Raw genomic sequence first — 15431 nt, 5'->3', positions numbered from 1 at the left:
CCGCTCGATCAGCAGCTTCTTTTCTGTCTTCAACGACTTCATATTCTTTTTTGCCTCTTGGTTTGCGCGGGCTATCGGTGATGCTGGCATCTAAAATAACTTCTTTTTTAGTAACACGCCTTTATCTTCTAATTGACCATTGATGTTACTCATCAACTTTTCATAAGCATCTGTTCGGGTTAGCTCCGTCCTGAACCTGCTCAATACCGAATGGTCCGGAACATCATCCTCCAGGGTCAGGCCCACGAATTTCATGAACTCAAAGAGTCATTAACTTTTTCCTCCACCTCGTAGTCACTCAAACCATACCAGGTTTGCAAAAGAGACATCTTAAATAGCAGCAGACCACTGTAGGGTGGTCGACCGGCAACACTGAAACCCTTGCTGTACTACTTCCTATTTCGGTATCTACTGCCGTCCAATCTAATAATAAGCTCATCTGATCGAAAAACTCACTCTTTAACTTCCGTTTGGATACCGATATGGCCGAAAAACTTAGTTGTTGCGATTTTTTTTGCATTTCTAAATATAATAAATATTCTCAATTAATTGAATATCGATTGTTTATATATTTTACTCTGCAACGGTCTCAAACCGTCTTTTTGTACAAGTTTACCCCTTCAAACTACCATTGTAAAATTTTACCATACCCTTCGGCTGATTTATATCAAAATGTTACTATCAAAGGGTAATTTATGAATAAATAAGCCCTTAAAATGTGGTTACATTTGGTTAACAGCAATTTATTGTTGGGTAGCTAAGGCTCCGATATAAACCATACTAAGTTGATTATCTGCAGGTAATAAAGTTAATGTTTCGGCCTTGCAATTTTGATTATACACCATTTAAATCTTAATTATATGAAATAACAAATACACCAAACATTGTCCTGATAAGATATGTTCGGGTTGCTGATCATATCTTATCAAAACTATTCAACCAAAACTATTCAACTTAAACTTCAACAAAATGGGAAAACGTATACTCTTCCTTATGTTATGCTATTTATTCAGCACCTACATGATTACCGCCCGGGCGCAAACAAATAGTACAGTTACCGGCCTGGTTAAAGATAATGAGGGCAAGGTAGTACCCGGAGCCACCGTGGCGGAAAAAGGCATACCTGCCAATGGCACTACTACAGACCTCAATGGAAAATTTCAGCTTACCTTAAAAGGTACTTCAAATACTATAACCGTTGGCCTGATAGGTTTCAGGCGACAGGAGATTAAAGTCGAAGGCAAACCATTAATGGTAGTCCTACAGGTGCAGGAAAATTCCCTGTCAGACGTTGTTGTGGTTGGTTACCAAAAACAAAGTAGACGAGAAGTCACCGCAGCTATTTCTTCATTAAGCGGAAAAGATATTGCCAATATCCCACAGGCAAGTTTTGACCAAACACTTCAGGGGCGTTTGGCAGGTGTGAGTGTTTTGTCAAGCACAGGCGAATTGGGTTCAAAGCCTTCTATCGTTATCCGCGGATCGGCCAATATTGATTTTGGAAATGCAAATGGCGGTAACACAGGGCCTTTATACGTGATCGATGGGATTATTTTCGATGTCAACGCTATGGGTAGTGCTTATGGTAATAACAATCCGCTGTCCCTGATAAATCCTAACGACATTGAATCAATAGATGTGTTGAAAGATGCTTCTGCGGCGGCTATTTATGGTGCCCGCGCTGGTAATGGTGTAATTATCGTTAAAACAAAATCAGCTAAACAAGGAAAGCCACAGGTTACCGTATCTGCTTATGTAGGATCGGTGACCAAACCCAATTTTATAAAAGTAAGCACAGGCGCGGCAGAAAGATCACTTAAATTGGCTTTGTTGCAACAACTTACTTACGGCGACAGGCAATTGGGCACCATTCCACTGGCTATTACCGATAGCTTGAACGCTGCCTTTAATAATGATGTGGATTGGCAAGGATTGCTTGTTAGGCAACAAGCACTGGTAAACAGTCAGGATGTGGCTATATCGGCAATTACCGGATCAACATCTTACAGGATATCTATTAACCATTATAATGAACAGGGGGTGTTACATGGTTACGGGCTGGAAAAGTTTTCTCCTCATTTAAACCTTACAATTAAACCCTTAAAAGGCATGGAACTAACTGCCGATCTGCTAATGTCTTCCCAGCGCCAGCAACATGGAGTTGGCGGAGCTGGAGCTAATCTTTTTGGCGCGTGGAATTTCCCAACTTCGTTTACGCCATTAACCCAGGCTCAGTACGATGTTTATACCGGGAAAAAACATTATTACGATGACGACAGGGCATTTTCAATTATCGGTTCTTTGCAATTGAAACAACAAATCACCTCAGACCTGGTTTTTAACAGTACCTACGGATCAACAAATTATACCAATAAGTATGGTTATTTTTCGCCGGTTGAGTTAAACGGAACACTAAATACAGCTTATGACATTTATGCCAGCAATCCGTCGTGGTCATTTGAAAACTTCCTGCAATACAACAAAAGGATTGGTAAGCACAACTTTCTGATGGCTGCGGGAGCGTCACTTTACAGCTATGAAAATTATTACAACTATGCGTCTGCAGCAGGTATCACCGTTTCCGGCATTAGTACGGTACAAACCGTGCCGGCTGGGACGAATCTGAATGCTTCTACCTCATATCAGCGCAAAACAACAGAGTCTTATTATGCCCGCGTTAATTATGATTATGCCGGCAAATACCTGTTAACTGCAAGCATACGCAGGGATGCAAGTTCTATTTACAGCCCGACATATCGTTGGGCAACGTTTCCGGCAGTTGCGGCTGGCTGGATAGCTTCGGATGAATCGTTTTTTGAACCTCTCAAAAAAGCAGTTAGCTTCTTTAAAATTCGTGCCAGCTACGGTATAACAGGTAAAGATCCTGGCCAATGGTATTCTAAGTACCAGTCACTTTTTAACGATGCCAGTTATTTTGCAGGAACCAACGGGACCATAAATAACTTCGGAGGACTGGGTGGAAACGCCACTACATATAATGGCACAAGTGTGATATCTCCTTTTGCATACGGTAATAACTTTTTAAATTACGGAACAAAAGCAAGTTCTACAGTTAGATGGGAAAGAGATCCTCAACTTGATTTTGGGGCGGACTTAGAGCTTTTTAACGGCAGGGTAAACCTGACCGTAGACTGGTATCGTAAAGACTCTAAAGACGTTTTCTTTTATAATGTTCCTGCCCAGGCTACCAGCGGCTACCAATATCAATCTGGTAACTATGTCGATCTGCGTAATCAGGGTCTGGAGTTTGCCACCAATTTCAACGTATTAGGACCCAAATCGCCTTTTCAGTGGAATTTCAACTTCAATATTTCTTTCAATAAAAACCTGGTGACCAAATTGCCAAATAATAACCGCGATTTTTTGTTTGATGTTCCTTGGTTCTATAAAACCTTAACATTAGGTAAGCCGATATTCAGCTACCGGGTATTTCATACTAATGGCGTTTATGCTACAGATGCGGAAGTTCCTATTGACCCCACTACCGGTCTGAAAGAAACGGCTAACGGGGTGCCGTTGAAGGCCGGCGATCCACGGTATGTGGATGTAAACGGCGATTACAACATCAACAATGATGATAAATATGATGGAGGTAATCCCAATCCCAAATATACGGGTGGGTTCGGCAGCACATTCCGATATAAACGGGTTTCTTTAAGCTTCTTTGCTTCTTATGTTTTTGGCAGAAAAATATTAAACGGAGCGCTTTCTGATGCTTTAAACGGCAGCAAATACCCCGGAAGTTATGGTACAACTGCAGGAGCAGCCACGTATGTAAGTTTGCTTAACCAGTTTTGGCAAAATCCCGGCGATCAAACGAGGTACGCCAGATTGGTTTACAGCAATGCAGATGCTAAAGTCAAAGACCCATGGAATATTGGAAATGAATATTTTGTGGAGGACGGCAGTTTTGTAAAACTTAAAAACGTGACTTTAGGATATGATCTGCCGGATAGGTGGACAAAAAAGCTGGGTATGACGAGATTTAACCTATACGTGATGGGTGATAACCTGGCGATGTGGAAGAAAGCAAAAAGTATTGCCGATCCGGAATTGGTAGATCCTACAACCGGTTCTGCAAATGTCATATACCCAACAGCGGCAAAGTTTACGCTTGGTCTCAATATAGGTTTTTAACAAATATTAGAGTAGCTAATTTCAAGTAAAGAATCAAAAAATAACGTAAAATGAAATCCAAATATCTTTTAACATACACTATAGTTTTGGTGCTATTTGCTACATCCTGTCGCAAGTTTCTTGACCAAACACCTGTGAGTACGCCTACTGATGCTACTACATGGCAAGCTGATGGCGATGCGAATACGGGGGTAGCAGCCTGCTATTCCCTTATAAGGGCAGCATTTAATGCTTCCATCGGATATTATGCTTACGGCGATCTGGCTTCGGGTGAATTCAGTAATTCCGATCAGCCCGATTTTCAAAAGGTTATCGACTTTAACCTTGGTGCGGGTGTAGCGTCTACCGCTACAGATAACCCATTGCTGAAATTGAGGTTATGGACTCCTTTTTTTACCGCCGTTGCGCAAAGTAACCGGGCAATCGCATTTATTACTGCCATGCCTACTGCCGTTTTTAACGGCACATCAGATGCAGAAAAATTAGCCAGGAAAAACAAGTATCTGGGCGAAGCTTATTTTACCAGGGCGTTTTGTTATTTTACAATGGCCAGAATTTGGGGCGATGTTCCGCTGGTACTGGAGAATACCGATGCTACCGTAGCGCAGCAATATGCACGGTCTCCCCAAGGTGATGTACTAAAGCAGGCCATTGTGGATGTTAACCTTGCCATCCAATACCTGGACTGGAAAGATAACGGATCGTCGGACCGTGTGGTACGTGCCGATAAAGGAGCGGCTTACGCCTTGCTGGCCCATATAGATGCTTGGAAAGGCGATTATGCCGGTTGCAATACAGCGTGTGATGCCGTTATTAACTCGGGTACTTACTCCTTAACAGCAGCGGCATCCTTCATGGACATTTACAAAGGTCAATCGCCGGAAAGTATTTTTGAAATTGCGCAAAACACCTTGTCAGAAGGGTATAACGCAAACGTGTCTCTTACCCTTGCATCCCAAACACTTACAGCACCCTATTTAAATGGGACTGTACCGGTTTGGCACATAAACAATAGTTATGTAACTAAATTGTATACTGATACTGCTGATGTAAGGTTAAAAAAAGGATTTATTTCTGTTTCAAGCGGTGCTACATCTTTTTTGGAATGTGTAAAGTACACCAATATTCAGACGGTGAATAACAACGTTACCTTAAAGGTTGCCCTTAACAACATTGTTATATTCAGGCTGGCTGATATCGAATTATTAAAGGCAGAAGCGCTGAGTTCAGGGCCATCTGGAGACTACAATACCGCGCTATCCTTAATCAATCAAGTACGCCGTGCCAGGAATGCCAAGGCACTGACAGGACTTTCGGGCACGGCAGTTATCCAGGCTGTAACAGATGAGCGGGGCCGCGAACTATTCCTGGAGGGTCACCGCACATTCGATTTGATTCGGCTGGAACGGATAACAAAAGATCAACAGTTTGATAACGTGACCCCAGGTGAATTTGCTGCCGGCAAAACTTATTGGCCAATAGATCCCAACTTGTTCCTGAATAATTCCAAGATCACCCAAACCCCATTCTGGATTGGAAAAGTTAATTGATTCACAAATCAAACAGACATAAAATGAAAAAGATAAATCATTACATAGGCATGTTGGCCCTTATCGTCCTGTGCTTTGGCGCATGTAAAAAGAACAGTTATCTTACTGATGGAGGGCTGGAAAAAGCCGCAACGCCGTTCTCTACATATGACTACCTTAAAAACAACAAGTATCACCAGTTTGATACTTTGCTCACCCTGATAGATTTCTACAAGTTAAAGGATACCATAAACAATAGTAAAACTTTTTTTGCACCACCAGACATGGCTATCAATTCGTTAATGAAGAGTATAACTATTAAGCGTAACGTAGATGGTGCAATATTATCAAGCCCAATTACAACATTTAAGCAATTAACCGATTCTGTTAGCGCTAATTTACTTAAACAATACATATTTAATAAAACAATTACGCTTGACGAGGCTACTACTGCTTCAATAATTTATACCAATGAAGCCGGCGCTATCGCTCCTTGTGCTATTAAAAAAGTTATAGGTGCAAGTTCAGTTTATCTGTCAAACAGTGCCTTGACATTTAGTTATTATACCTTGGAGTATGTTGTAATTAATGGATTGTTAGACGGCAGTTCAGGGCCTTCGCCAGACGATAAGGTTGATGCGCTTTTGCCTTGTCAAACCACCGGAATTCAAACCAGTACGGGCACAACTCTACACGTGCTGGCTAATTTTGCTGTGCTAAAGAAGTTATAGTTAGTTATTTAAATTAAATAAAAATGCATAAAAATACTACATATTTGATTGCTGCGGCGGTAGTTTCAACCATGGCAATCCTTAGTTGCAATAAAATTAAAACCGGCTTTATCAGCGATAATATTTATTATAACGTAAATCCGTTTACCGTGGCGCAAGGCAATACCGCGGTTTCGGCCGGTTTGGTAATTGACGGCTCAACAACGCCGCTCAATGTGAAATTACTGTCCGTAAGAAATATGGCTGACAATCAAGACGCCTCCAAATATTTATTGACAAAAGATACGATAAGGATTTATAAAGGAACTGTTACTGCTGATGATTCTACGCTAGCCCTGTTGGGAGCGAAGCTTAAAGATAGTACGTTGGCTCCGTTTAGCGTGAATTCAATAGGCGGCCGACTTCAATTCACGCAGGCTTCTAAGTTTGTACCAATAGGATCTTATAATATCGATTTGCAGGTCTCCAATATCAGGGGAACAAGAATACTGAATAATGCCTGCAAAATTAACGTCGTGGGAAGTATACCGGATACGATAACTTATAAAGCCTATAACCACTCTGATGCGACTTACACTAATTTTACAGGTTTTGCCGCTTCTTTATTGAACATCAAAGTGACTTATATACCCGGCGGACCTGATAAGATTATTTACGTTTGGAAGGATAAGAACGGCAAATCCTGGAATCCGGCTAACGGCGAGGTTATCGGAAGGCCGGGCAGACCCAACTTCGCGGATTTCGATCCTTATTTTCCCGTTGCAAAAACGGATACGTCTTTAGAATACAGGTATCCTGGTGGGGTTCCAATATTTCCACTTTTTACTGCGTCGAAAAACTATCCCGGTTATATAGGTGGCCCCTATTATTATAGCATCGTTGGAAAGCATACTGACGTGGGTATGGCGGTTAACACGACTTTAACCGTAGGCTTCTTTCTAACCAAGGGAACTTTTGTTGTGACTACTACTGTAACAGATGTCGCCAGAGTACCTTAATATCGACAGACTATCTTTCAACATCAGTTCATTATTGGTTTTTATAATCGAATCTGTTCTGAAACCAAGTGTTTGATAACCGCCATCAAAACTTGAATTAATTCCATTGGGGCTCTTACATGTGTTATTAAGAGCCCTTTTTTTTCAGCTGATTAAGTTGCTCTATGAAATGAATGGGATCAAAGTAAAGATAATTACAGGTTATATAAATCGCAACCCGATTATTTCTGTCATAACCCTATGTACTAAGAGATTTCTTTTAATAATCTACAGCAACTACTATTAACCTTAAAGTGCAAAATACAAATTAAACTGTGTCAGCATTTGCAGCTGACTTTTACAAAGTTCAAGAAGGTGATATCCTGTTATCGAGCGATTAAAGGATAGTAAAAAGGAGGTTTTATGAATTTAAAATTTATATCGATAGAAAATAGTTTATGAGAAAGTATTTAATTCTGGCAATTTGTTTGATCAGCACTCATTTTTGCTTTGCAGCAAAGCAGGTCCATATTCCATCCTATTGGGCAACAGATCCTGGACTGTCTCAATGGAGTTACGCGCGTTCATATCAAACTGACAATTTTGTCCTGTTTTGGGGACCCTTAGCCGGCGATAATCCGCTCGCCAATCCACCAGGTAATAGCCTTCATTTTGACCCCAAGTTTATAACGGATACGCTGGAACATATTTATAAAAAGTATATAACGGAATATCATATGCTTAGCGACGCGCCCGGTACTCCGTTAGGCACATACAAATGTATCATTGTGATGAATAATACATGGGTACAGGGAGTTAGTGGCTTTGCTTTCGGCGTAGTATTAGATAATATGGTAGGGGGGATTTTCGTCGATGCCGCTGCTACTTTAGACGGTGGAGTAACCTCCCATGAGTTCACCCATACGCTCCAGTACCTTTTGCATATTCAATATAACCCTGCGGACGGAGCTTCATTTACAAATCCATATGGCGGTTTTTTCTTCGAAACACATGCCAACTTCATGAGAAACCATCTCTATCCCGGAGCAATATTTTATGATTACCCCCGATGGCTAGGAACACAATCGTTTACTTGGGGATCCGCGAGGCACAATTACGATTCCTATGACCTGTTATTTTACATTGAGCAAGTAGATAGCTTAAACGCTGTAACAGATTTATGGAAAAAGTCACTGCCCAATGAATACCCGCTTCAGACCTACAAACGGCTAAAGGGCTGGGACCAATCGCAATTAAATGATTTTTTATTTGATTATGCCAAAAGAGAAGCATCTTACGACTATACGCTCTATGGCATGGGAAAGATTATCAGGGAAGGCATAAAGTCATTTAAACTAAACGAACCACATTATTTATGGCGCCAGTACACAATTCTCAATGCAATTGATTCAGCAAGCGGTCATTACAGTGTCCCAAAGGAATTCGCGCCTCAAGATTATGGATTTAATATCATTCCATTGTACCCAACCTGCGCCAAAAGATTGGTCTCAATTAAATTCAAAGGACATAATGAAGCCAACCTAAATGCCGGATGGCGATATGGATTTGTTGCTACCAATAGTGACGGTACCATTTCCAGATATAGTCCAACATATAACTCAAATGAAAGTGAAATCAGTTTTCAGTTAAAAGATTCCGAAACGCAACTATACTTGGTAGTCTTGGGTGCTCCAACTACGCATACAAGTTATCTGGCAGATATCGGCTGGCCTAAATATTACCGTTCTCCTTACGAATTAAAGATAGCAAATGCGGTCCCTGAAGGTTACCAAAATACGTTCCGGAATGAATATCGTCAGAATGGACACCCTCATCCAAACGGCGGAGGGTGGGTTGCCAATACATCTAAGGTGGCTTCCAGTGTGCGGGTTGGCCCCAAGGCATTGGTGTTGGGAGTAAGTAACATCACCGGAAATGTTAAAATTGACGGCACCTCATTTGTGCAGGATGCCACAATCTCTGACAATGTGCAGATTTTAGGAAATACCAATGTAACTAGTGCACGCCTTAGCGAAAATACCATAGTAAAGGATAATACCATATTAAACGGAACAATATCTTCAGGCTCAGCTCTTTTTAAAGATAATGCCTTGCTCTTTGGCGATACTTTCGGAGGTTCGGTAGTAGTAGGTGGTGATGATGAAATCGGAGGCTGCGTTTCTTCTGGAGTTTATTTGCAATTTCCTAATCCTGGTACAAATGGCCGATCTAATTGTGACGGAAAGGATGCTATCGACCCTTCTAATATTGATATAAATAATTCCTATAATCCATTCACTGAACAACAGATGGCATTCTCAGGCATTGTTACCTGCGACGGCATAGCAGCATTGGATACGGTCAAAAAAGCATCTTCCAATATGCTTAAGGCGGTGATTTATCCTAACCCGGTAGTTGGCCAGATATCGCTGCATATAGATAATCAGTTTAAAGCCACAAACCTGGCCATTGAAATATATACTACTGCAGGGCAGCGGGTTACACAGTTAAGCCAATCTGTTTCGTTGGGTAGCTCTGTGCTATCGTTATCCGGTAACGGTCTTGCCGTCGGTCTATATTATATGAAAATCTCAGGCGGAGATAAACCTCTGAAGTTGAAGTTTTTAAAACAATAAGTTATTGTAACAATGCCGTTGATTACCAACAGGCTATAAAATTTATATAATGAAAAATATATACAGTGTGCCACGCAAAAAGTTGTTGTTGGTAATATTATTCTTGTGCATAGGGTCGGGCGCTTACGCACAATTTAGCTCAGATGGACGGACGGGTAACGTTATCCCTACCGGTGTCCCTTTTTTGCTGGTATCGCCAGATCCCAGATCCTCGGGTATGGGAGATGCAGGTGTTGCGCTGGAAGATGATGCCAACGCTACCTTCTGGAACCCATCAAAAATGGTTTTTATGAAAAGTAATTCGTCAGTTTCACTTTCTTATTGTCCGTGGCTTCGTAATTTGGTTAGCGACGCCAATATCAGTTACCTAAACTTTCAGGCTAAAACAGATGATCGTACAGCTATTGGCGTATCCATGCGCTATTTCAATTTAGGTAAAATAGATTTGGCCGATGCCAATAATACATCGCAAGGAGCCTACAGTCCCTATGAATATGCTATCGACGCATCGCTGGCCCGCAGTTTTGGTGATAATTTTTCACTCGGTTTTACTATAAGATATATCTCGTCACATATCTTCAATTCTGATGCTAATTATAAATTGCAGGCTGGTTCATCGGTAGGGGCTGATCTCTCCTTATTTTACAGAAATAAGTTCGACTTATTTGGTAAGGAATCTCATTTTTCTTTTGGTACCGATATTTCTAATATTGGATCTGAGATAAGCTACGATAATACTATTGCCAGCCAAAGTTTCCTGCCTGCAAATCTAAAATTAGGGATTGCGAACACTTGGGTACTGGATAACGAAAATGAATTGACACTGGCTGTCGATCTGAATAAGTTACTGGTGCCAACCCCTCCCCAAACGGATAGTAACGGCCGTATCATCAAAGGGAAAAGCACCGATGTTTCGGTGCCGGCTGGAATTTTCGGCTCTTTCTCGGATGCGCCGGGTGGTTTTAGCGAAGAGTTGCAGGAAATAAATTATAGTGCCGGCCTGGAGTATGCTTTTAATCATCGTTTTTTTCTCAGGACAGGTTATTTTTACGAAAACCCCAACAAGGGTAACCGCCAATATGCCACCTTTGGCGTAGGTTACAAGTACGATTTTATGGATTTTAACTTTTCATATCTTGCCGCCAGTCAGCAAAAAACACCTTTGGCCAATACACTCAGGTTTGGTATAGTGTTTAATCTCGGCCGGAAATAATTAACTTTCCTGCAATGTAAGTATTTGGTAAGGTCAAAACAAAAAGACAAAGGAAAAGGTATTTTCATAATTATTTAGAATGTAAATTTTTTTTTATTAATTCAATTTAATAGCGATTACTGAAAGTAGGTGGAAAGTATTTTCTGTTAATCTCACATTCCACTGAACGAACGTTTCATGATAAAAAAAAACCGATCCTTAAAATGTGAGTTAAGATGCCGAAAAAAATTCAATTTATACCGTTTTAATATTTCACAGTGTTATTTCGCTAATCAAATAATGTTTGCAACTTGATAATAAGTTAGTGATCAAATTTTTATTTAGCTGTAACAGGAGCCGTGTCGTTTTTAATGGTAACTTCACCATCGATGTAACCGGCGACCGATTTTATATCAATGGCCGCGAGGTTAATTACGTGATAGAAGTACAAGGCGAATTTGGCCTACACAAATTACTCCCTTTCAACTTATTAGAAGGACGAATTTTGAAATCCCAAAGATCAAGCTCAATTCAGCAGCATCCTGAAAAATGCAGAAGAATTATAACCGGTGTAAGGAAACTTCGTTAGTAATTCAAGAGCTTTCACGATTGGCTATCATCAAAAAACCTTTGCGGTAGTCCCGGATTTCACTAGCATTTTTCGAAAAAGTGCTGATGTCATGAACAGAAAGATCATGGTTCAATCGCCAGGTAAAAACTTCCTGGCCTTTGGTCACAAATCCAATTTTGTATACATGATCGCCACTCTGTGATAAAAAAATCTCTTCTGCGCTCCGAATCTTTTCAATGGCAGCAAGCGTGTTCCGGTAACGGACTTCGTAATTGTAGGTTGGTAAATAAGTCCGTCGATCATAACCCAGTTTGATAAGCATATCTTTACCCATGTCAATCTGTTCTGTGAAGTATTTTTGTTCAGCCGATAGTTGCAAAAGGTCATGTGCGATCTGAACGGTTAAGTCCTTATAGTATTGATCCATCTGTTCATTCACGCAACCGGTACACAAGGCAGCTTGTTTCGGACCGAAGAAAACTGCATCCTGGCCCAACACTTTTTCGCGGCAGGATCTGGCCAGGGTCCGGCTTTTTAGTGTGAAGAACAGCTTGTAAAGAGGCATTGATATTGTGCATCCCGTCGTCGCCATCCGGCAAGTCGGGATTGTCCGGGAATGCCTCAAAAATATGTTTACCGACAATGTTCTCGCGGGTTGTTTGTGTAGCTTCCAAGTATGCGGCACTGGCAGTAATAATGTACAGATCCGGCGAAAGCACCAGGTACATATTCGGGGCTGTTTCCGGCGCTTTTAATATTTCAGCGGAAGGTCCTTTTATGGGTATATCAATTACCTGAAGATAGACACATAACAGCGTTTGAGCGATTAGGTTTGATAATAGGGGCTTGTCGTTGATATATCTGCATCATTAACTATTTACAATTACCTGTGCAAGGAATCTCACGTAAATAAGATGACCTCACTACTTTTCCTGATTGGCTGAATACCTTGTTTCGCGATACTCTTTTGGTGCATACCCCATTGTTTTGGTAAAAAGTCTCGAAAAATAAAATGGATCATCTATCCCGATTTTAAAAGCAATTTCACTTATCCTCAGTTTTGTAAATTGTAAATACTGACAGGCCTTTTGAATTTTCAGGTGATTAAAATATTCAATTGGCGGAAACCCTGTTTTTTTTCTAAAGATGGCTGAATAATGGCTGTTAGACAAGTTGACCGATGCTGCCAGGTCGGAAAGCGTCAGAGACTTTTCGAGATTATTCTGCATGATAAAGATAGATTTTTCAAGGATATCAATATTCTTTTCGGATAGCTTTGTCCTGTATTTATCACTATAAATAAAGGAACTTAAAAATTGCAGCATTAATAAATTAATATAAGTCAGGTTCTCCATACTATATCCTTGCTCAAGATAAGTGTAAAGCTGTTCAAATAGCGTGATGCGCTCCTGGACAAATTCAACACTGTATTTATAGCTTTGCCCTTTTGAATACAGCCATTTAACCAGTGCATCTGCCTGCTCACCTTTAAAATGGCACCAATAAATTGTCCAGGGTGTTTTTTCATTCGTTTCATACGAGTGAGAAACACTATGCGGAATGATAATAAAGTCTCCCGGAACGATTGTATGCTTTACCGATTTGATGGATACGAGTCCGGTGCCTTCCACGCAATATATAAGTATATTTTGCTCTGCTCCCTGAGCCCTCTTCCGGAAGTGGAATTTCGCTTTGGGATAATAGCCGATATCAGTGATATAAGATCCTTTGATAATATCATTGGAAAGACAAAATCTGTTTACAATCGATCTGGGAATAACAATCGCTTTTTGTCCGTCGAACCCGTCTTTTTTATAATTCATATCAAAATATAACTGGTTTCTACTACTATTTTTCACGCAGGCGCGGGCTGCCAATTCGCAAACGGATTTACTTATTAGTAAACGTAAAAATTAAAAATTTGATTTGAAATTAATTTCAGCCTGATAATAATATAGTCCATATAAATCCTAATTGTGTCCATATTTTCAAGCTGTTTTATTTCCGAAAATTACCAACCGATTTATTAACCGAAGAAAATACTTATGAGAAAGCACCAACTTCTTTTATTGCTGGTTATATCGCTGGGATGCGGCGCTACGTCCTGTAATAAAAACAGCATGGCACCTGCTCAACAGCAGCAGCCAATAAAGCAGCCCATTGTAAATTCAATTCAGAGCGGAGGGAGTATTACCGTTGGTATAGGAAGTCCCCAGCAGAAAATCGATCTCATTGGAGCTGGCTGCTACTTCTACAGCGGGCACCTGGTAAATGGGATTACTAATTTTACTGATGCCGCCAACTGGCTTTGGCATGATCTCAACGTCAACGTTTTTAAAATCGTTCTCCGTGCGGACGGAGTTGAGGATGTCAATGATAATGCAGACCCAAATAATACTGATTTTTCCAAGTTCAACTTTACAGGAAATTCTAACCTGGTTGACCAGATCACTGCGGTCAAAAAAGCCAGGCTGGTTAATCCGGCAATCAAAATCTGGGCTATAGTATTGTCCCCGCCAAAGTACCTGAAGAGCAATAGCAGCGTCAATAATGGCGGGACCCTTAACGCCAGCGTAACGAATGCCTACAACGAATTTGGCGAGTTTTTGTACGCTCATATTAAAAATCTTAAGGACAACGGAATCGGCGTCGATTATTTAAGCCTGATGAATGAACCTGACTATCCATCTTCCGCGGTGCCTTATGAATCTGCCGAATTTACCGCGGCACAGGCACAAAGTGTCTATACCAGTACAGCCGGATGGCTGAAGACGAAACTACAGTCGTTAAGCATCCCCGTTCCACTTTTTGCCTCGCCGGATTGTATTGACGTAACCCATACAGGAAGTTATATTGCTGCTCTTAACGCGTCCGGAAATATGAACCTTTACACGACTCATCAATATTCCGGAAGTTCTGCTACTAATTTTGCCGCAGCTTCATCAGCCGCCGGGGCCAAAGGACTGTACATGACGGAGTGGCACGCGGGGTTTGGCATGGGAAGTACACCTGATGAACTTACCTCTGCGCTTGACCTGGTTAATAAATTCCACGATGCTTTCAAAGGAGGGGCAAAAGGCTGGCTGTATTTCGAATGGGGAAACCCTGAAACTAACTTTGGCGGACTTTTGTACACGCCATGGGGAGCCCCCGCCCAACGGAAGAAAAACTACTATGCGTTCCAGCAATATACTGCAAACCTGCTTAATGAAAATTATATCCCTACTACCTTAACGGGGATCGCCAATTTTGGAAATGATAATGTGAGCGCATTCACCACGGCAAACCGGGCGGATATCAACGTTGTTAACTGGAATACCGATGCGCAAAACAAGGTCAGACTGAACTTTGGCGGTAATATCTCCACTATAAAGATCTACAGAACCAGTGCAATAGAAAACAATGCATTAGTGTGGAGCCAGGATAACGTCAATTTGAATTATTATGACGTCGACTTTGCCGGTAAATCGTTTACTACGGTGAGGGTAACCTGGTAAGTGGCCATAAGAATATCCAGTTATATCTTTTAATCGTCCATTTTTTTCAAAAGTTGTCCTGTTATCTTCGGTGAGCAATGCGTTCAGCTTTTGACGATAACAAAACTGATCTATTTTAAACAACCAATTATTAAATTCTT

General features: G+C 41.0%; 10 protein-coding genes and 1 pseudogene. 8 read left to right on the top strand and 3 right to left on the bottom strand.

What is annotated here, in order from left to right; genetic code table 11:
- Positions 1 to 90 precede the first annotated feature (90 nt).
- Positions 91 to 329, bottom strand: a pseudogene (locus MUCPA_RS38655) (transposase).
- 640 nt (positions 330 to 969) lie between these two features.
- Between MUCPA_RS38655 and MUCPA_RS11965 the strand changes: the two are divergent.
- The 7 genes from MUCPA_RS11965 (at position 970) to MUCPA_RS38225 (ending at position 11812) form a co-directional block, all read left to right on the top strand.
- On the top strand, positions 970 to 4158 hold the full coding sequence (locus MUCPA_RS11965; protein WP_008506641.1) for a SusC/RagA family TonB-linked outer membrane protein: 3189 nt from the start codon (positions 970 to 972) through the stop codon (positions 4156 to 4158).
- A gap of 50 nt (positions 4159 to 4208) precedes the next feature.
- Positions 4209 to 5708 (top strand): RagB/SusD family nutrient uptake outer membrane protein, encoded by a 1500-nt coding sequence (locus tag MUCPA_RS11960; RefSeq protein WP_008506640.1) that lies wholly within the window; start codon positions 4209 to 4211, stop codon positions 5706 to 5708.
- A gap of 23 nt (positions 5709 to 5731) precedes the next feature.
- Positions 5732 to 6418 carry a hypothetical protein gene (locus MUCPA_RS36025; protein WP_008506639.1) on the top strand — a complete coding sequence of 229 codons (687 nt, stop codon included), beginning with the start codon at positions 5732 to 5734 and terminating at the stop codon, positions 6416 to 6418.
- Positions 6419 to 6441: 23 nt separating this feature from the next.
- A complete protein-coding gene (locus tag MUCPA_RS11950) occupies positions 6442 to 7416 on the top strand; it encodes a hypothetical protein (RefSeq protein WP_008506638.1) in 975 nt (324 codons plus the stop codon).
- 437 nt (positions 7417 to 7853) lie between these two features.
- A complete protein-coding gene (locus MUCPA_RS11945; protein ID WP_008506637.1) occupies positions 7854 to 10031 on the top strand; it encodes a T9SS type A sorting domain-containing protein in 2178 nt (725 codons plus the stop codon).
- A 49-nt stretch (positions 10032 to 10080) separates the two neighbouring features.
- The gene (gene porV / locus MUCPA_RS11940) at positions 10081 to 11244 is read left to right on the top strand and encodes a type IX secretion system outer membrane channel protein PorV (RefSeq protein WP_008506636.1); all 1164 of its coding nucleotides are present in this window, start codon (positions 10081 to 10083) and stop codon (positions 11242 to 11244) included.
- A 304-nt stretch (positions 11245 to 11548) separates the two neighbouring features.
- Complete coding sequence (locus MUCPA_RS38225) at positions 11549 to 11812, top strand: hypothetical protein (RefSeq protein ID WP_040625866.1); 264 nt, start codon at positions 11549 to 11551, stop codon at positions 11810 to 11812.
- 4 nt (positions 11813 to 11816) lie between these two features.
- Here MUCPA_RS38225 and MUCPA_RS11930 read toward each other — a convergent pair whose 3' ends face one another.
- Together MUCPA_RS11930 and MUCPA_RS11920 are read right to left on the bottom strand one after the other, a co-directional pair.
- A complete protein-coding gene (locus MUCPA_RS11930; RefSeq protein WP_157543882.1) occupies positions 11817 to 12359 on the bottom strand; it encodes a hypothetical protein in 543 nt (180 codons plus the stop codon).
- Between the two features lie 358 nt (positions 12360 to 12717).
- Positions 12718 to 13617: an AraC family transcriptional regulator gene (locus MUCPA_RS11920; protein WP_040625863.1), complete on the bottom strand. Its 900-nt coding sequence runs from the start codon at positions 13615 to 13617 to the stop codon at positions 12718 to 12720.
- A 222-nt stretch (positions 13618 to 13839) separates the two neighbouring features.
- On the opposite strand from MUCPA_RS11920, the gene MUCPA_RS11915 reads away from it, so the two are divergent.
- Positions 13840 to 15291, top strand: coding sequence for a glycoside hydrolase (locus MUCPA_RS11915; protein ID WP_008506633.1), 1452 nt, complete (start codon positions 13840 to 13842; stop codon positions 15289 to 15291).
- Positions 15292 to 15431 lie beyond the last annotated feature (140 nt).

It is taken from the genome of Mucilaginibacter paludis DSM 18603 (assembly GCF_000166195.2).
Taxonomy (GTDB): Bacteria; Bacteroidota; Bacteroidia; order Sphingobacteriales; family Sphingobacteriaceae; genus Mucilaginibacter; species Mucilaginibacter paludis.
The sequence above is the reverse complement of the archived record's forward strand: the minus strand, read 5'-3'. Positions and strand labels throughout refer to the sequence as shown.

Excerpts from the sequence above, each read along its gene's own strand:
- MUCPA_RS11965 (WP_008506641.1), top strand. The coding sequence starts at position 970 with ATGGGAAAACGTATACTCTTCCTTATGTTATGCTATTTATTCAGCACC.
- MUCPA_RS11960 (WP_008506640.1), top strand. The coding sequence starts at position 4,209 with ATGAAATCCAAATATCTTTTAACATACACTATAGTTTTGGTGCTATTT.
- MUCPA_RS36025 (WP_008506639.1), top strand. The coding sequence starts at position 5,732 with ATGAAAAAGATAAATCATTACATAGGCATGTTGGCCCTTATCGTCCTG.
- MUCPA_RS11950 (WP_008506638.1), top strand. The coding sequence starts at position 6,442 with ATGCATAAAAATACTACATATTTGATTGCTGCGGCGGTAGTTTCAACC.
- MUCPA_RS11945 (WP_008506637.1), top strand. The coding sequence starts at position 7,854 with ATGAGAAAGTATTTAATTCTGGCAATTTGTTTGATCAGCACTCATTTT.
- porV (WP_008506636.1), top strand. The coding sequence starts at position 10,081 with ATGAAAAATATATACAGTGTGCCACGCAAAAAGTTGTTGTTGGTAATA.
- MUCPA_RS11930 (WP_157543882.1), bottom strand. The coding sequence starts at position 12,359 with ATGCCTCTTTACAAGCTGTTCTTCACACTAAAAAGCCGGACCCTGGCC.
- MUCPA_RS11920 (WP_040625863.1), bottom strand. The coding sequence starts at position 13,617 with ATGAATTATAAAAAAGACGGGTTCGACGGACAAAAAGCGATTGTTATT.
- MUCPA_RS11915 (WP_008506633.1), top strand. The coding sequence starts at position 13,840 with ATGAGAAAGCACCAACTTCTTTTATTGCTGGTTATATCGCTGGGATGC.